Source organism: Pseudomonas sp. P4_B3, from assembly GCF_056402295.1.
In genome coordinates this window covers 63,929-78,058 of the sequence record NZ_JBFUHR010000021.1, presented here as the reverse complement: position 1 = coordinate 78,058, position 14,130 = coordinate 63,929, and the positions used below count along the sequence as shown (strand labels likewise).

The 14,130-nt window shown below is 62.5% G+C and carries 12 protein-coding genes; 7 read left to right on the top strand and 5 right to left on the bottom strand.

Going from position 1 to position 14,130, the window contains the following annotated elements; genetic code table 11:
- Nucleotide 1: 1 nt before the first annotated feature.
- From AC1DWG_RS23635 to AC1DWG_RS23625, 3 genes are all read right to left on the bottom strand, one after another.
- Nucleotides 2-1,990, bottom strand: a complete 1,989-nt coding sequence (locus AC1DWG_RS23635; RefSeq protein ID WP_477753973.1) for a peptidase U32 family protein — start codon at nucleotides 1,988-1,990, stop codon at nucleotides 2-4.
- A gap of 251 nt (nucleotides 1,991-2,241) precedes the next feature.
- Nucleotides 2,242-2,622, bottom strand: coding sequence for a RidA family protein (locus AC1DWG_RS23630; RefSeq protein WP_477753974.1), 381 nt, complete (start codon nucleotides 2,620-2,622; stop codon nucleotides 2,242-2,244).
- Nucleotides 2,623-2,699: 77 nt separating this feature from the next.
- Nucleotides 2,700-3,494 carry a PAS domain-containing protein gene (locus AC1DWG_RS23625; protein WP_477753975.1) on the bottom strand — a complete coding sequence of 265 codons (795 nt, stop codon included), beginning with the start codon at nucleotides 3,492-3,494 and terminating at the stop codon, nucleotides 2,700-2,702.
- Nucleotides 3,495-3,681: 187 nt separating this feature from the next.
- Between AC1DWG_RS23625 and AC1DWG_RS23620 the strand changes: the two genes are divergently transcribed.
- The 5 genes from AC1DWG_RS23620 (at nucleotide 3,682) to AC1DWG_RS23600 (ending at nucleotide 10,262) form a co-directional block, all read left to right on the top strand.
- The gene (locus tag AC1DWG_RS23620) at nucleotides 3,682-5,316 is read left to right on the top strand and encodes an APC family permease (RefSeq protein ID WP_477760689.1); all 1,635 of its coding nucleotides are present in this window, start codon (nucleotides 3,682-3,684) and stop codon (nucleotides 5,314-5,316) included.
- Between the two features lie 45 nt (nucleotides 5,317-5,361).
- Nucleotides 5,362-6,288: a 4-hydroxyproline epimerase gene (locus AC1DWG_RS23615; protein ID WP_477764068.1), complete on the top strand. Its 927-nt coding sequence runs from the start codon at nucleotides 5,362-5,364 to the stop codon at nucleotides 6,286-6,288.
- A 58-nt stretch (nucleotides 6,289-6,346) separates the two neighbouring features.
- Nucleotides 6,347-7,294, top strand: a complete 948-nt coding sequence (locus AC1DWG_RS23610; protein ID WP_477764067.1) for a dihydrodipicolinate synthase family protein — start codon at nucleotides 6,347-6,349, stop codon at nucleotides 7,292-7,294.
- 106 nt (nucleotides 7,295-7,400) lie between these two features.
- Nucleotides 7,401-8,972: an aldehyde dehydrogenase (NADP(+)) gene (locus AC1DWG_RS23605; RefSeq protein ID WP_477788427.1), complete on the top strand. Its 1,572-nt coding sequence runs from the start codon at nucleotides 7,401-7,403 to the stop codon at nucleotides 8,970-8,972.
- A gap of 3 nt (nucleotides 8,973-8,975) precedes the next feature.
- A complete protein-coding gene (locus AC1DWG_RS23600; RefSeq protein WP_477788426.1) occupies nucleotides 8,976-10,262 on the top strand; it encodes an NAD(P)/FAD-dependent oxidoreductase in 1,287 nt (428 codons plus the stop codon).
- 3 nt (nucleotides 10,263-10,265) lie between these two features.
- Here the strand turns inward: AC1DWG_RS23600 and AC1DWG_RS23595 are convergent, their stop codons facing one another.
- The gene (locus AC1DWG_RS23595; protein WP_477788425.1) at nucleotides 10,266-11,039 is read right to left on the bottom strand and encodes an AraC family transcriptional regulator; all 774 of its coding nucleotides are present in this window, start codon (nucleotides 11,037-11,039) and stop codon (nucleotides 10,266-10,268) included.
- 133 nt (nucleotides 11,040-11,172) lie between these two features.
- On the opposite strand from AC1DWG_RS23595, the gene AC1DWG_RS23590 reads away from it, so the two are divergent.
- Together AC1DWG_RS23590 and AC1DWG_RS23585 are read left to right on the top strand one after the other, a co-directional pair.
- Nucleotides 11,173-12,393: an MFS transporter gene (locus tag AC1DWG_RS23590; protein ID WP_477788424.1), complete on the top strand. Its 1,221-nt coding sequence runs from the start codon at nucleotides 11,173-11,175 to the stop codon at nucleotides 12,391-12,393.
- A 171-nt stretch (nucleotides 12,394-12,564) separates the two neighbouring features.
- Nucleotides 12,565-13,389, top strand: coding sequence for a response regulator transcription factor (locus tag AC1DWG_RS23585; RefSeq protein ID WP_477788423.1), 825 nt, complete (start codon nucleotides 12,565-12,567; stop codon nucleotides 13,387-13,389).
- A gap of 140 nt (nucleotides 13,390-13,529) precedes the next feature.
- On the opposite strand, the gene AC1DWG_RS23580 is transcribed toward AC1DWG_RS23585, so the two are convergent.
- The gene (locus AC1DWG_RS23580; protein WP_477764061.1) at nucleotides 13,530-13,850 is read right to left on the bottom strand and encodes a DUF6124 family protein; all 321 of its coding nucleotides are present in this window, start codon (nucleotides 13,848-13,850) and stop codon (nucleotides 13,530-13,532) included.
- Nucleotides 13,851-14,130: the final 280 nt, after the last annotated feature.

Genomic DNA, 14,130 nt, shown 5'->3' with positions numbered 1-14,130 from the left:
CTCAGTGCGGCGCGCGCGGGATGGTCTTGAGCAGGTCTTCGGGGCTGATGTGCCCTACCACGCTGCCCGGTTGCGGCAGGTTGAGGATGTGGCCCTTCATCTTGCCGATGATGTGCATTTCACAAGGCTTGCAGTCGAACTTCAGCGTCAGTACTTCATCGCCGTGGATCAGTTGCATCGGCGCGACCTTGGTGCGTACGCCGGTGACGCCCTTGGCCTGTTTCGGGCACAGGTTGAAGGAGAAACGCAGGCAGTGCTTGGTGATCATCACCGGCACCTCGCCGGTTTCCTCGTGGGCCTCGTAGGCCGCGTCGATCAGCTTGACGCCATGGCGGTGATAGAAGTCGCGGGCCTTCTGGTTGTAGACGTTGGCCAGGAACGACAGGTGCGACTCCGGGTACACCGGCGGCGGGCTGGTTTCAGCTTTACGGCTGCCACGCGGGTGGGCGGCAATCCGCGCTTGGGTCAAGGCTTCGATCACTTCACGGCGCAAGGCCTTGAGCTGCGAGTTCGGGATGAAGTACGCCTGCGGCGCGTCCAGCTTGATGTCGATGGCGTGGTACTGCGTGGTGCCCAGTTGACCGAGCAGATCCTGCAATTGCTCCAGCGCCTGTTCCGGCTTGTTGGCGGCGCCGAACGGGCCGTTCAGGGTGACGCTGGCGCTGATGCCTTCTTCGCTGGTAGCGCTCAGTTCCAGCTGTTCTTCACGCAGGCGAGCGACCCAGCTCAGGGCGATACGACGCTCGGCAGAGGTCTTTTGCAGCGCCTGTTGCCAGTTGTGATCGAGATTGCGATTCAGCGGATGGTTGGGGCGCAGCTTGTACATCCCCTCCGGCATCTCGTTGGGCTCGACGCGATAGCGATAGCGCTTCTCGCCGTCTTCCTCGAACTCGCCTTTGGGCTCGGCGATGTTGGCACGGAAACCCACCACTTCACGCTTGACCAGCACGTTGAGGCCGTCGCCGTTTGACAGCGGCTCGTGCGTCACGACCTGCATGTCACGCTTGGCGACTTTCTCCACCACACCCACCGGCAGACCGGTGAAGGTCGGCGAGTCAAAGGCGCCGATATCGATCTTGCGGTCAGTGACGAAGTAATCGGTGCTGCCACGGTGGAAGGTTTTTTCCGGGTCGGGCAGGAAGAAGTGCGCGGTGCGGCCGCTGGAAGCGCGGGCCAGGTCAGGACGATCTTCGAGAACATCGTCGAGGCGCTGGCGGTAGTAGGCCGTGATGTTCTTCACATAGCCCATGTCCTTGTAGCGGCCCTCGATCTTGAACGAACGCACGCCGGCCTCGACCAGGGCGCGGATGTTAGCGCTCTGGTTGTTGTCCTTCATCGACAGCAGGTGCTTTTCGTAAGCGATCACGCCGCCCTTTTCGTCCTTGAGGGTGTACGGCAGACGGCAGGCTTGCGAGCAGTCGCCACGGTTGGCGCTGCGCCCGGTCTGGGCGTGGGAAATATTGCACTGGCCGGAAAACGCCACGCACAACGCGCCATGGATAAAGAACTCGATGGCCGCATCGGTTTCGTCGGCAATGGCGCGGATCTCCTGGAGATTCAACTCACGGGCCAGCACCAGTTGCGAGAAACCGGCCTGATCGAGGAACTTCGCCCGCTCCAGGGTACGGATGTCAGTCTGGGTACTGGCGTGCAGTTCGATCGGCGGAATATCCAGCTCCATCACCCCCAGGTCCTGGACGATCAGCGCATCGACGCCGGCGTCGTACAACTGGTGGATCAGCTTGCGGGCCGGCTCCAGTTCGTTGTCGTGCAGGATGGTATTGATGGTGGTGAACACCCGGGCATGGTAACGACGGGCGAATTCCACCAACTGGGCGATATCGCTCACTTCGTTGCAGGCATTGTGGCGGGCGCCGAAGCTCGGGCCACCGATGTAGATGGCATCGGCGCCATGCAGGATGGCCTCGCGGGCGATGCTCACATCGCGGGCAGGGCTGAGCAATTCCAGGTGATGTTTGGGCAAAGACATAGTTTTTTTAGTCAGGCTTGTCACGGTCGAGGCGTGCATTGTAGCGGCGAAACGCCTGACCGGCACTCGTGCGCTGCCCGATGGTGTATTGCGTAGGCCCAGCCTGCCTGAATCCTTGTAGGAGCGAGCTTGCTCCGGGCGGCGTTCCGACGATGAACATAAGGACGACGCGTGCATACAGAATGCCCGCGTCATCGTTAACGTCCATCGCGAGCAAGCTCGCTCCTACAGTATTGAGTGTGTTGCTTCGATCAGGCCTTGGCGGCCATCGCGGTCACTTCCACGCGCATGCCTTGCACTGCCAACGAGGCAACCCCGACAGCAGCGCGCACCGGCCATGGCTTGGCGAAGTAGCGCTTGTAGACTTCGTTGAACGCGGCGCGGTCGGCCATGTCGGTGAGGTAGATGGTCAGGTGCATCACGCGGTCCATGGAGCTGCCGGCACGCTCCAGCGCAACCTTCAGCGCTTGCAGGGTGCATTCGCTTTGCAAGGTGATGTCGCCCAATTCGAGGCTGCCGTCGGCGCGGGTGGGGATCTGGGTGGAGACCAGCACACCGCCGAAACCGACGACGTCGGAGGAAATCGAATCGGCATCAGGATCGGGGGTAAAGGTCAGGTCGTGATTTGCCATTGCAGGTTCTCTTGCTTGAAAGGGTAAGGCAGGCGCCTTTTGCGCGGCCAGTTTACAGGGCGATCCCTGGCGCGTCGCTAATCCAGACCGGACGGCTGCTCGTGTCCCGTGGCCTGGCGGTACTGGCGCGGGGTGAAGCCGGTCAAGGCCTTGAACTGCCGGGTGAACGCGCTGTGGTCGGTATAGCCGCACTGCAGGGCAACCTCGGTGATCGGCATATCGGTGTGGAGCAACCGATGCGCATGCTCCAGGCGAACCTTCTGGATCATCTGCCGGGGCGTCAGGTGGAACACGCGCTTGCAGTAGCGTTCCAGCTGCGCCACTGAAATGCCGGCGATCCGCGTCAACTCGCCGAGGGTGACGCGACGGTTGAAATGCGCGCGAATGTGTTCGTCCACCGCCGCCAGGCGCTGGTACGCCGGGTGCGTATCACTGGCCGATTGCAGATCGACCGAGATGCCCGCCAAGCCGATGATTTCATTGTGGCGGTTATACAAGGGTCGTTTATGGGTCAGGCACCAGCCCGGCTCGCGGCTGCCGTACAGATGCAACTCCAGCTGGTCTTCCAGTACAAAACCCTGCTCCAGCACTCGCCGGTCCTGCTCGGTGTAACCAGGCCCCAATTGTTCGGGAAACACCTCGGCGCTGGTTTTCCCCAGCAGAGGTTTTAGCTGCTTCAAGCCACAGCGTTGCACCAGCGTGCGATTGGCCATGACATAGCGCGCCTGCACATCCTTGATGAAGATCGCCGCATTGGGAATGACATCGAGCATGGGCAGCAGCAGCGCCACGCCGGCCAGCAGTTGTTCGATGGATTCGGGGCGGTTCGAGTCGTCGCCCTGGCACAACAGCGCAAACGCATCCTGAGTCATCAACCGGTCCCTCGCAAAAATCAGACATTTCCCATTGTGCTGATTTCGTCATCGACACCCAAGGAAAACATCAATCGCGAGTAAGCCGCCGAGTTCACTCTATGGCCACCGCCCTCCTCGGCAAAACCGAAAAGGGCGATTTGAAGTGCACACCTGCCTATCCAATAACTCACAAGAAGGCGATGCCATGTCAGGCCAAGGCAAGTTCAAAAAACAACTTTCGTTGATAGACCTTACGTTTATCGGACTGGGGGCGATCTTCGGCTCCGGCTGGCTGTTCGCAGCCAGTCACGTGTCCGCCATCGCGGGACCGGCGGGGATCTTTTCCTGGCTGCTGGGCGGTTTTGCGGTGCTGCTGCTGGGCATCGTCTACTGTGAACTCGGCGCCGCATTGCCGCGTGCCGGCGGTGTGATTCGCTACCCGGTTTACTCCCACGGCCCGCTGCTGGGTTACCTGATGGGCTTCATCACGCTGATCGCGTTTTCCAGCCTGGTGGCCATCGAGGTGGTCGCCGCGCGCCAGTATGCCGCTGCGTGGTTTCCCGCATTGACCCAGGCCGGTTCCAGCAATCCAACGGCGCTAGGCTGGCTGGTGCAGTTCGGCCTGCTGTGCCTGTTCTTCATGCTCAACTACTACAGCGTGAAAACCTTCGCCAAGGCCAACAACCTGATCAGCCTGTTCAAGTTCATCGTGCCGTTGCTGGTGATCGGCGTGCTGTTCACTTTCTTCAAACCGGAGAACTTCCAGTCCCAGGGCTTCATGCCGTTCGGGCTGTCAGGTGTCGAGATGGCAGTGTCCGCCGGCGGCATTATCTTCGCCTACCTGGGGTTGACGCCGATCATCTCGGTGGCCAGCGAAGTGAAGAATCCGCAACGTACCATTCCGATTGCATTGATCCTCTCCGTACTGCTCTCCACAGCCATCTATGTGTTGTTGCAAGTGGCGTTCCTCGGCGGCGTGCCCACCGAAATGCTCGCCAACGGTTGGGCCGGCGTCGCCAAGGAACTGGCCCTGCCCTACCGCGACATCGCCCTGGCATTGGGTGTGGGCTGGCTGGCTTATCTGGTGGTGGCCGACGCGGTGATCTCCCCCAGCGGTTGCGGCAACATCTACATGAACGCCACCCCGCGGGTGATCTACGGCTGGGCGCAAACCGGCACCTTCTTCAAGGTCTTCACCCGTATCGATGAAAAGTCCGGCATCCCGCGTCCGGCGCTGTGGCTGACCTTTGCCCTGTCGGTGTTCTGGACCCTGCCCTTCCCCTCCTGGGAAGCCCTGATCAACGTGGTCTCCGCCGCGCTGGTGTTGAGCTACGCCGTGGCCCCGGTGTCGGTGGCCGCCCTGCGCCGCAATGCGCCGGACATGCCGCGTCCGTTCAAGGTCAAGCGCATGGGTGTCCTCGGCCCGGTGTCGTTCATCATCGCCGCGCTGATCGTCTACTGGTCCGGCTGGAGCACCGTGTCCTGGCTGCTCGGCCTGCAGATCCTGATGTTCGTGGTGTACCTGCTGTGCGGACGTTTCGTGCCGACCCAACACCTGAGCCTGGCCCAGCAAGTGCGCTCTTCGGCATGGCTGATCGGCTTCTACGCCGTGACCATCGTGCTGTCCTGGCTGGGCAGTTTCGGCGGCATGGGCGTACTCACCCATCCCTTCGACACCGTGGTCGTGGCGGCTTGTGCGATGGGCATCTACTACTGGGGCGCGGCCACCGGCGTACCGGCGCATCTGGTTCGCCTGGAAGACGAGGACGGTGAAGCCGAAGCCGATCCCGTTTACAGCGGCCAGCGTCCGATTGGCGCGTCCATCCAGACTTCCCGCTGAGATTCAGGCCAGCAAAACCTCTGAGTTTTTCCAATGGAAAGGTTTATGAAAAAAGTACATGTCATTGATTCCCACACCGGCGGCGAACCGACTCGCCTGGTGATGTCGGGCCTGCCCCAACTGCCTGGCCGGACCATGGCTGAGAAGCGCGATGCCCTGCGCGAGCAGCATGACCAATGGCGTCGCGCCTGCCTGCTGGAGCCCCGTGGCAACGATGTGCTGGTGGGTGCGCTGTATTGCGAACCGGTGTCGCCGGATGCCACCTGCGGCGTGATCTTCTTCAACAACGCCGGCTACCTCGGCATGTGCGGCCACGGCACTATCGGCCTGGTCAACTCGCTGCATTACCTGGGGCATATCCAGCCCGGCGAGCACAAGATCGATACGCCGGTCGGCCCGGTCAGCGCCACGTTGCATGAGGACGGCAACGTCACCCTGCGCAACGTGCCCGCCTACCGCTACCGCCAACAGGTGCCGGTCGAAGTGCCGGGGCATGGCCGCGTGTACGGCGACATCGCCTGGGGCGGCAACTGGTTTTTCCTGGTGTCCGATCACGGTCAGGCGTTGCAGATGGACAACGTCGAGTTCCTCACCGAATACACCTGGGCAATGCTCAAGGCCCTGGAAGCTCAAGGCATCCACGGCGAAGACGGCGCGCTGATCGACCACATCGAACTGTTCGCCGACGACGACCACGCCGACAGCCGCAACTTTGTCATGTGCCCCGGCAAGGCCTACGACCGCTCGCCCTGCGGGACCGGCACCAGCGCGAAACTGGCATGCCTGGCAGCCGACGGAAAACTGGCCGCCGGTGAACGCTGGGTCCAGGCCAGCATCACCGCCAGCCAATTCGTCGGCAGCTACGAATGGGAGGGCGAACGCATCATCCCTTTCATCACTGGCCGCGCCTACATGGCCGCCGACAGCACCTTGCTGATCGACGAACAGGATCCCTTTGCGTGGGGCATTTGAGCCGCCACGCCTTTTCCCTAACCCGATCTGAATGAACGCTTCAAGGAGTGACTACACAATGAGCGATAACATTTTCACTGGCTGCATCCCTGCACTGATGACTCCGTGCACCGCCGAACGCAAGCCGGACTTCGACGCGCTGGTGGCCAAGGGTCGCGAGCTGATCGACATCGGCATGAGCGCCGTGGTGTATTGCGGTTCCATGGGTGACTGGCCGCTGCTGACCGAAGCCGAGCGTCAGGAAGGCGTGGCGCGCCTGGTGGCCGCCGGCGTTCCGACCATCGTCGGCACCGGTGCCGTCAACAGCCGCGAAGCGGTGTCCCATGCGGCACACGCGGCCAAAGTCGGCGCCCATGGTTTGATGGTCATTCCCCGCGTGCTGTCTCGCGGCGCTTCGGCCACCGCGCAAAAAGCCCACTTCGCCGCGATCCTCCAGGCCGCTCCTGGCCTGCCGGCGGTGATCTACAACAGCCCTTACTACGGCTTCGCCACCCGCGCCGACCTGTTCTTCGAACTGCGCCGCGAGTACCCGAACCTCATCGGCTTCAAGGAGTTCGGCGGTGCCGCCGACCTGCGCTACGCCGCCGAACACATCACCTCCAAGGACGATGACGTGACCCTGATGGTCGGCGTCGACACCCAGGTGGTGCATGGCTTCGTCAACTGCAATGCCACCGGCGCCATCACCGGCATCGGCAACGCACTGCCGCGCGAAGTGTTGCGCCTGGTGGCCTTGAGCAAACAAGCGGCCAAGGGCGATGCCAAGGCGCGTCGTCAGGCGCGGGAGCTGGAATCCGCACTCGCCGTGCTGTCGTCCTTCGATGAGGGTTGCGACCTGGTGCTCTACTACAAGCACCTGATGGTGCTCAATGGCGACAAGGAATACACCCTGCACTTCAACGAGACCGATGTGCTCAGCGATGCCCAGCGTCGTTATGCCGAGAACCAGTACGCACTGTTCCGTCAGTGGTACGAGCAGTGGTCGGCCGAGCAGAACTTCGCCTGACATCCAGCCTGTACAGCGGCGTGCCAATGCGCGCCGCTTTTATTTTCGCCCACGGCGGTACGGCGTTTTTTCGCAAACGCCTCCCCTCTTTTTTTCAGGAACGACCATGACTCTGACAGGCAACATGTTGATCGGCCAGCAGGCCATCCCCGGCAGTCGCGAAGCGATCCGCGGCATTGATCCCGCCACTGATCTGCCCCTTGAACCGGCCTATCACGGTGGCAGCGGCGAGCACGTCGAACAGGCCTGCGCCCTGGCGTGGAGTGCCCTGGACAGCTATCGCGCGACGTCCCTGGACGCCCGCGCCGAATTCCTCGAAACCATCGCCAGCGAAATCGAAGCCCTGGGCGATGAATTGATCGACCGCGCCGTGGCCGAGACCGGCCTGCCGCGCCCGCGTATCCAGGGTGAACGAGGCCGCACTTGCCAGCAGCTGCGCACCTTTGCCCGCACCGTGCGTGCCGGTGAATGGCTGGATGTGCGGGTCGACTCCGCACTGCCGGAGCGTCAACCCCTGCCCCGCCCGGACCTGCGTCAGCGTCAGGTGCCGCTCGGCCCGGTGGCGGTGTTCGGTGCCAGCAACTTTCCCCTGGCCTTCTCCGTCGCCGGCGGTGACACCGCTTCGGCGCTGGCCGCCGGTTGCCCGGTGATCGTCAAGGCCCATGGCGCGCACCCTGGCACCAGTGAACTGGTAGGCCGAGCGCTGGCCCGTGCGGTCAAACTTTGCGGGCTGCACGACGGCGTGTTCTCGCTGTTGTACGGCTCCGGCCGCGATGTGGGCATCGCCCTGGTCACCGACCCGCGCATCAAGGCGGTAGGGTTCACCGGCTCGCGCAGCGGTGGCATGGCCTTGTACAACGCGGCCCAGGCACGGCTCGAGCCGATCCCGGTGTATGCGGAGATGAGTTCGATCAACCCGGTACTGCTATTCCCCGCGGCACTGCAATCGCGTGCCGAAGCGCTGGCGCAAGGCTTCGTTTCATCCCTCACCCAAGGCGCCGGCCAGTTCTGCACCAACCCCGGTTTAGTGATTGCCCGCCAAGGCGCGGACCTTGAGCGCTTCATCAATGCGGCGGCAGATCATGTACGACGCAGCCCGGCGCAGACCATGCTCACACCCGGTATTTTCAACGCCTACGAGGCCGGAGTCGACGCACTGCTCAAACATGCACACGCGGTGGCCATCGGCTTGCGGGGCGAAACCCCGAACCAGTGCCAGGCTCACCTGTTCGTCACCCAGGCCAGTGAGTTTCTCGCCGACCCGGCGCTGCAGGCAGAAATGTTCGGCGCCGCTTCGCTGATCGTGCAATGCGCCAGCGACGAGCAAATCCGCCAGGTCATCGAACACCTGGAAGGCCAGTTGACCGCCACCCTGCACCTGGACGATGCCGACGTGGAGAGCGCCAGGGCCTTGTTGCCGACCCTTGAGCGCAAGGCCGGACGCCTGCTGGTCAATGGCTGGCCGACCGGGGTCGAGGTGTGCGACGCCATGGTCCATGGCGGCCCATTCCCGGCGACGTCCGATGCGCGCACCACCTCGGTCGGCACCGCCGCCATCCTGCGTTTCCTGCGCCCGGTCTGCTATCAGGACTTCCCCGACGCCCTGTTGCCGGCCGCGCTCAAGCACGGCAATCCGTTGCAGTTGCGTCGCCTGCTCGACGGCCAGAGAGAAGCCTAGGCCATGTCCAACGACTCCCTTTTCAACAGCCCGCACACAGCGGCGGACGTTGCCGTGATCGGCGCCGGAATCATCGGCGTCGCCTGCGCCCTGCGTCTGGCCCGCCAGGGCCGGCGGGTGGTGGTCATCGATCAACAGGAGCCCGGCCGTGGCGCCTCCTTCGGCAATGCCGGGCACCTGGCCACCGAGCAGGTGTTCCCCATCGCCGACCTGTCGATCCTCAAACGCCTGCCCGCCATGCTCATGGACCCGATGGGCCCGCTGCGCCTGGACTGGAAATACATGCCCCGGGCCCTGCCCTGGTTCGTGCGTCTGTTGCTCAACCTGCGCCCGGCGCCGTTCCAGCGCACCGTGGCCGGCATCCGCGCGCTCAATGAAAGCAGCCTGGGTGCCTGGCACCGGTTGCTGGAGACCATAGACCGCCCCGGATTGCTCAAGGAAGACGGCTCGCTGCTGGTGTTCGAACGCCCCGACTCGCAACAGGCCATCGAAGCGCTGCAGGCGCGCATGCGCCAGCAGCAAGTGCCGGTGGATTTCTGGCAGGCCCAGGCGGTCCGCGATGCCGCGCCGCAACTCAGCGAGCAGATCCGCGGCGGCTTGTTCTTCCCGCGCACCGGGCACTTTCTCGATCCCTTCCGGGTGGTCGGCGAACTGGTCCACGCCGCCAAAAGCAGCGGCGTACAGTTCCTCAAGCAACGGGTCGAGGGCGGGCAGTTGCATGAAAACGGCGTGTCGTTGATCACCGATCAAGGCCGTTTCAACAGTCGCCAGGTATTGATTGCCTGTGGCGCCCATTCAGCGAAGCTCACCGCCGCACTGACCGGCAAGAAGGTGCCGCTGGACACCGAGCGCGGTTATCACCTGATGCTGCCCCACGAACACGGGCGCTTGCCGTTCGCCGTCACATCGCTGGAGCGCAAGTTCATCATGACGCCGATGACCGAGGGCCTGCGGTTGGCCGGCACCGTTGAATTCGCCGGTCTGGAATGCCCGCCGACCATGGAGCGCGCCTGGCAGTTGCACCGTCTGAGCAAAGGCCTGTTCAAACACGACCTGAGTGCCGAAGCCGCCACGCCGTGGATGGGTTTCCGCCCCTCCCTGCCCGACTCCCTGCCGATCATCGACCGAGTGTGCCACGGCAAGGTCCTGCTCGCCTTCGGTCATCAGCATCTGGGGCTGACCCAGGCGGCGGTCACGGCGGAAATGATTGCGCAAATGGCCTCGCCTTTGATCGAAGCCCAGCCTCACGGCCTGCCGGCGACTGCGCCGTACCGGCTCGATCGTTTCTGAGGATCACTTGAAAAAATCACTCGGCGTCTTGCCGAACTGCTTCTTGAACATGGTCGTGAACGCGCTCGGGCTGTCGTATCCCAGCTCCCCGGCGATGTCGATGATCTTCTCGCCGACGGCGATTCGTTCCAGCGCCAGCAGCAGTCGCGCTTGCTGGCGCCATTGGCCGAAGGTCATACCAGTTTCCTTGCGCAACCTGCGCTGGATGGTTTTTGCGTCGAGGCTCAATCGCGTACTCCAGTCCGACAACGTCGAGCCATCCCCGGGATTACGCTGCAACGCGGTGCAGATCAGGTTGATCCGTGGATCGGTGGGCTGTGGCAGGTTCAACGGCAAGGTCGGCAGGATCGTCAGTTCATCCAGAATCAGCCGCAGCACCCGGGCTTCCCGCGAGTCCGGATCGCAGTTGAAATCGAAATCGACCGAGACCTTGATCAGCTCACTCAACAACGCGGAAACACTTACCGCCCGGGTTTCAGCGGGCAGCTCCAGGCTCGGGTCAGGGCGCACGAAAACGCTGCGCATCTTGATCGCCCCCACACAGCGAATCGAGTGCACTTCTCCACTTGGCATCCAGATGCCACGGCTCGGCGGCACCGTCCATTGGCTGGTGGCGGTGTGCACCACCATCACGCCTTCGATGGCATAGATCAGTTGATGCTTTTCATGGGAATGCGGCGCGATGAACCAGTTTTCCGGGTAGTCGGTCGCACTGCTGCGTACGCTCCAGCCGCCCTGGTCGATCTCCGCAAGAAATGCCTGCAATGGTTTGATCATGACGCCCTTTTTGCGATGGTCAATGCCCGAGTTGCGCGAGACGGGCGCCTTTGAGGCCCCTAGGATAACGCCGAACCCTGAAATGGGCTGCGCCTTGCGTTCGCAGTTCGCGTTTTTATCCGGAAACTCGCCTATGTCGACCACTACCCTCAGCTCACCCTCGCCCACCGTCTCGGTTGCAAGCCAGGCCAGCCCCCTGGTCATGCGCGTCATCGGCGCTTGCGCCCTGGCGCACCTGATCAACGACTTGATCCAGGCCGTGCTGCCTTCGATCTACCCGATGCTCAAGGCCAGCTATGGCCTGAGTTTCACCCAGGTCGGCCTGATCACCCTGACCTTCCAGCTCACCGCTTCACTGCTGCAACCGTGGATCGGTTTCTACACCGACCGGCATCCCAAACCGTGGCTGCTGCCAGCGGGCATGGTCTGCACCCTGATCGGTATTCTGATGCTGTCGATGGTCGGCAGCTTCCCGGCCATTCTCGTGGCCTCGGCACTGGTGGGGGTTGGCTCGTCGACCTTTCACCCCGAGACCTCACGGGTGGCGCGACTGGCCTCAGGCGGTCGCTACGGCCTGGCGCAGTCGACCTTTCAGGTCGGTGGCAACGCCGGTAGCGCCTTCGGTCCGCTACTGGCCGCCGCGATCATCATTCCCTATGGCGAGGGCAACGTCGCCTGGTTCGGCCTGTTCGCGGTGTTCGCCATCCTCGTGCAGTACGGGCTGAGCCGCTGGTACCGCAACCACCTGAACCTGTTCAAGCTCAAGCAAGGCAGCAAGGCCACCCACGGCCTCTCCAAGCGGCGAGTGACCTTCGCCCTGGTGGTGCTGGCGTTGCTGGTGTTCTCCAAATACTTCTACATGGCCAGCTTCACCAGTTACTTCACCTTCTACCTGATCGAGAAATTCGACCTGTCGGTGGCCAGTTCGCAGTTGTACCTGTTCCTGTTTCTTGGCGCCGTCGCGGCGGGCACCTTCTTTGGTGGCCCGATCGGCGACCGGATCGGCCGCAAGCAGGTGATCTGGTTTTCCATTCTCGGCGCCGCCCCCTTCACCCTCGCCCTGCCCTACGTCGACCTGTTCTGGACGGGCGTGTTGAGCATGATCATCGGCTTCATCCTCGCCTCGGCATTCTCGGCGATCGTGGTCTTCGCCCAGGAACTGGTGCCCGGCAACGTCGGCATGATCGCCGGGGTGTTCTTCGGCCTGATGTTCGGATTCGGCGGCATTGGCGCCGCGCTGCTGGGGCATCTGGCGGATATCCATGGCATCGAGTACGTGTACATGCTGTGTTCGTACCTGCCGTTGCTGGGGATTTTGACGATCCTGTTGCCTTCGACCCGGAGTGCTCGCTGAAGGATTCAGCCGATCATTTTTGATACCCGCCCTGTAGCACTCGGTAACACCTGGCCCTGTTGCGGTGCGTCTTTGCCACGACGCACCGCCACCCGCCCCGCGCCACACGGGCAAAACCGCCATGGCGTACTTTGTGCATCCAAAGGCCATCCTCTTCTGCCTGTAGCCGCCATGCGCCCCAAGGAACTGAAACTCTGGACCACCGGAGTCGCCCACCTGCTCGACCTGCCTGCCGGGCATGCGCGGCTGTCGGGGTTGAGCCATTGGCTTCGGCAAATCTGCCCGGTCGATCATTTCGTGTTGTTTGTCTACGAAGGCAATCACCGGCCACTGGCGTTGTTCGATACGTTCTCGGCGGACAAGCGGGCGGTGTATGTCGATGACTATCAGTGCGGGCCTTACCTGCTCGATCCGTTCTACCTGGCCTGCACACGCGAGCAGGCACCGGGGCTGTGGCGTCTGCGCCAGTTCGCCCCCGACCACTTCTACCTCGGCGAGTACTTCCTGACCTATTACCAGCAGACGGGTCTGGCCGAGGAAGTGGCGTTTTTCGTCGACCTCGGCGGTGGTGCCACGGCGGTGTTGTCACTGATGCGCTCCAGCGCCAGCTGTGCGTTCAGCCGGGACGAAATGCAACTGGTCGAGTGCGCGCAAGCGGTGGTCGAACAAGTCATCAATGAGGCCTGGCGCTTGCGTCAGGCCCAGCAACCGCGACCGGCACAGGACCTGGACTTCAAGATCCGCGAAGCCTTCGACCAGTTCGGCGCGCACATCCTCACCGGCCGCGAGCAGGAAATCGTTCAACTGTTGTTGCGCGGCCACTCCAGTGCTTCGGTGGCCGAACAACTGAACATCAGCCCCGGCACGGTGAAGATTCACCGCAAGAACATCTATGCCAAGTTGGGTATTGGCAGCCAGTCGGAATTGCTGGGGTTGTTTATTCGGGAATTGACGGAGGATCCGTTGCAAGCCTCCGGCCTCAAGCTACAGGCCTGATACCCATCGGTTGTCCGCCCCACCTGTAGGAGCTGGCTTGCCAGCGAATGCGGTTATTCAGCCGACAAGTCAGTTGCCTGACACACCGCTTTCGCTGGCAAGCCACTCCTACAGGTCTGTGGGTGATCTGGAGATTGTGGTCAGGGCGGATCAAGCTGATCCAACGCCCGGTTCACCGCCAGTTCCCCCAGCATGATCACCTGCGCAATCCCCAACAGCGCATTGCGGCTCGTCCCCTCCAGATGATCCACCAGATCGTTGGCCATGACATTGGCCGACGCCAGGGATTCACAGGCGCGCACCAGCAGGGTTTCGGTATTGAGTTCGGGATTGACGATGAACATCGTGCTGGGCTTGCGCGGCGTCGCCATGATGTGGGGGACGGGGTTGAGGTCGTGATCGAGGCTTTCGTACGGAGATGCCGGATCGGTGTCAGGCGGGTTGGGTGTGACTTTGAACATAGTGAAACTCCTTGTACCGTAAAAAGGAGCCATCACTCTCACGCTACCAAACGTTGGGTGGTGGCCATACGCAGGTTGGTAGACCGGGTACAAGGAAACCGGCGCGCCCGAAGGCGCCCTGTGCATGGCCACCATGTAGCAGCAGAGCAGAAAAACGCTGCTGATAGTGACGCATTGCACCTTGTAACACCGGGCTACCAAACCCGATCACTGTTTTTCAGTGACCGGCAAACGATAAGACCCGACCCCAAGGCGCACAAGCCGGCGGATTCTGGCGTAC

Bases quoted from the DNA above. Each gene is read 5' to 3' on its own strand.
- AC1DWG_RS23635 (WP_477753973.1), bottom strand. From the start codon at position 1,990: ATGTCTTTGCCCAAACATCACCTGGAATTGCTCAGCCCTGCCCGCGAT.
- AC1DWG_RS23630 (WP_477753974.1), bottom strand. From the start codon at position 2,622: ATGGCAAATCACGACCTGACCTTTACCCCCGATCCTGATGCCGATTCG.
- AC1DWG_RS23625 (WP_477753975.1), bottom strand. From the start codon at position 3,494: ATGACTCAGGATGCGTTTGCGCTGTTGTGCCAGGGCGACGACTCGAAC.
- AC1DWG_RS23620 (WP_477760689.1), top strand. From the start codon at position 3,682: ATGTCAGGCCAAGGCAAGTTCAAAAAACAACTTTCGTTGATAGACCTT.
- AC1DWG_RS23615 (WP_477764068.1), top strand. From the start codon at position 5,362: ATGAAAAAAGTACATGTCATTGATTCCCACACCGGCGGCGAACCGACT.
- AC1DWG_RS23610 (WP_477764067.1), top strand. From the start codon at position 6,347: ATGAGCGATAACATTTTCACTGGCTGCATCCCTGCACTGATGACTCCG.
- AC1DWG_RS23605 (WP_477788427.1), top strand. From the start codon at position 7,401: ATGACTCTGACAGGCAACATGTTGATCGGCCAGCAGGCCATCCCCGGC.
- AC1DWG_RS23600 (WP_477788426.1), top strand. From the start codon at position 8,976: ATGTCCAACGACTCCCTTTTCAACAGCCCGCACACAGCGGCGGACGTT.
- AC1DWG_RS23595 (WP_477788425.1), bottom strand. From the start codon at position 11,039: ATGATCAAACCATTGCAGGCATTTCTTGCGGAGATCGACCAGGGCGGC.
- AC1DWG_RS23590 (WP_477788424.1), top strand. From the start codon at position 11,173: ATGTCGACCACTACCCTCAGCTCACCCTCGCCCACCGTCTCGGTTGCA.
- AC1DWG_RS23585 (WP_477788423.1), top strand. From the start codon at position 12,565: ATGCGCCCCAAGGAACTGAAACTCTGGACCACCGGAGTCGCCCACCTG.
- AC1DWG_RS23580 (WP_477764061.1), bottom strand. From the start codon at position 13,850: ATGTTCAAAGTCACACCCAACCCGCCTGACACCGATCCGGCATCTCCG.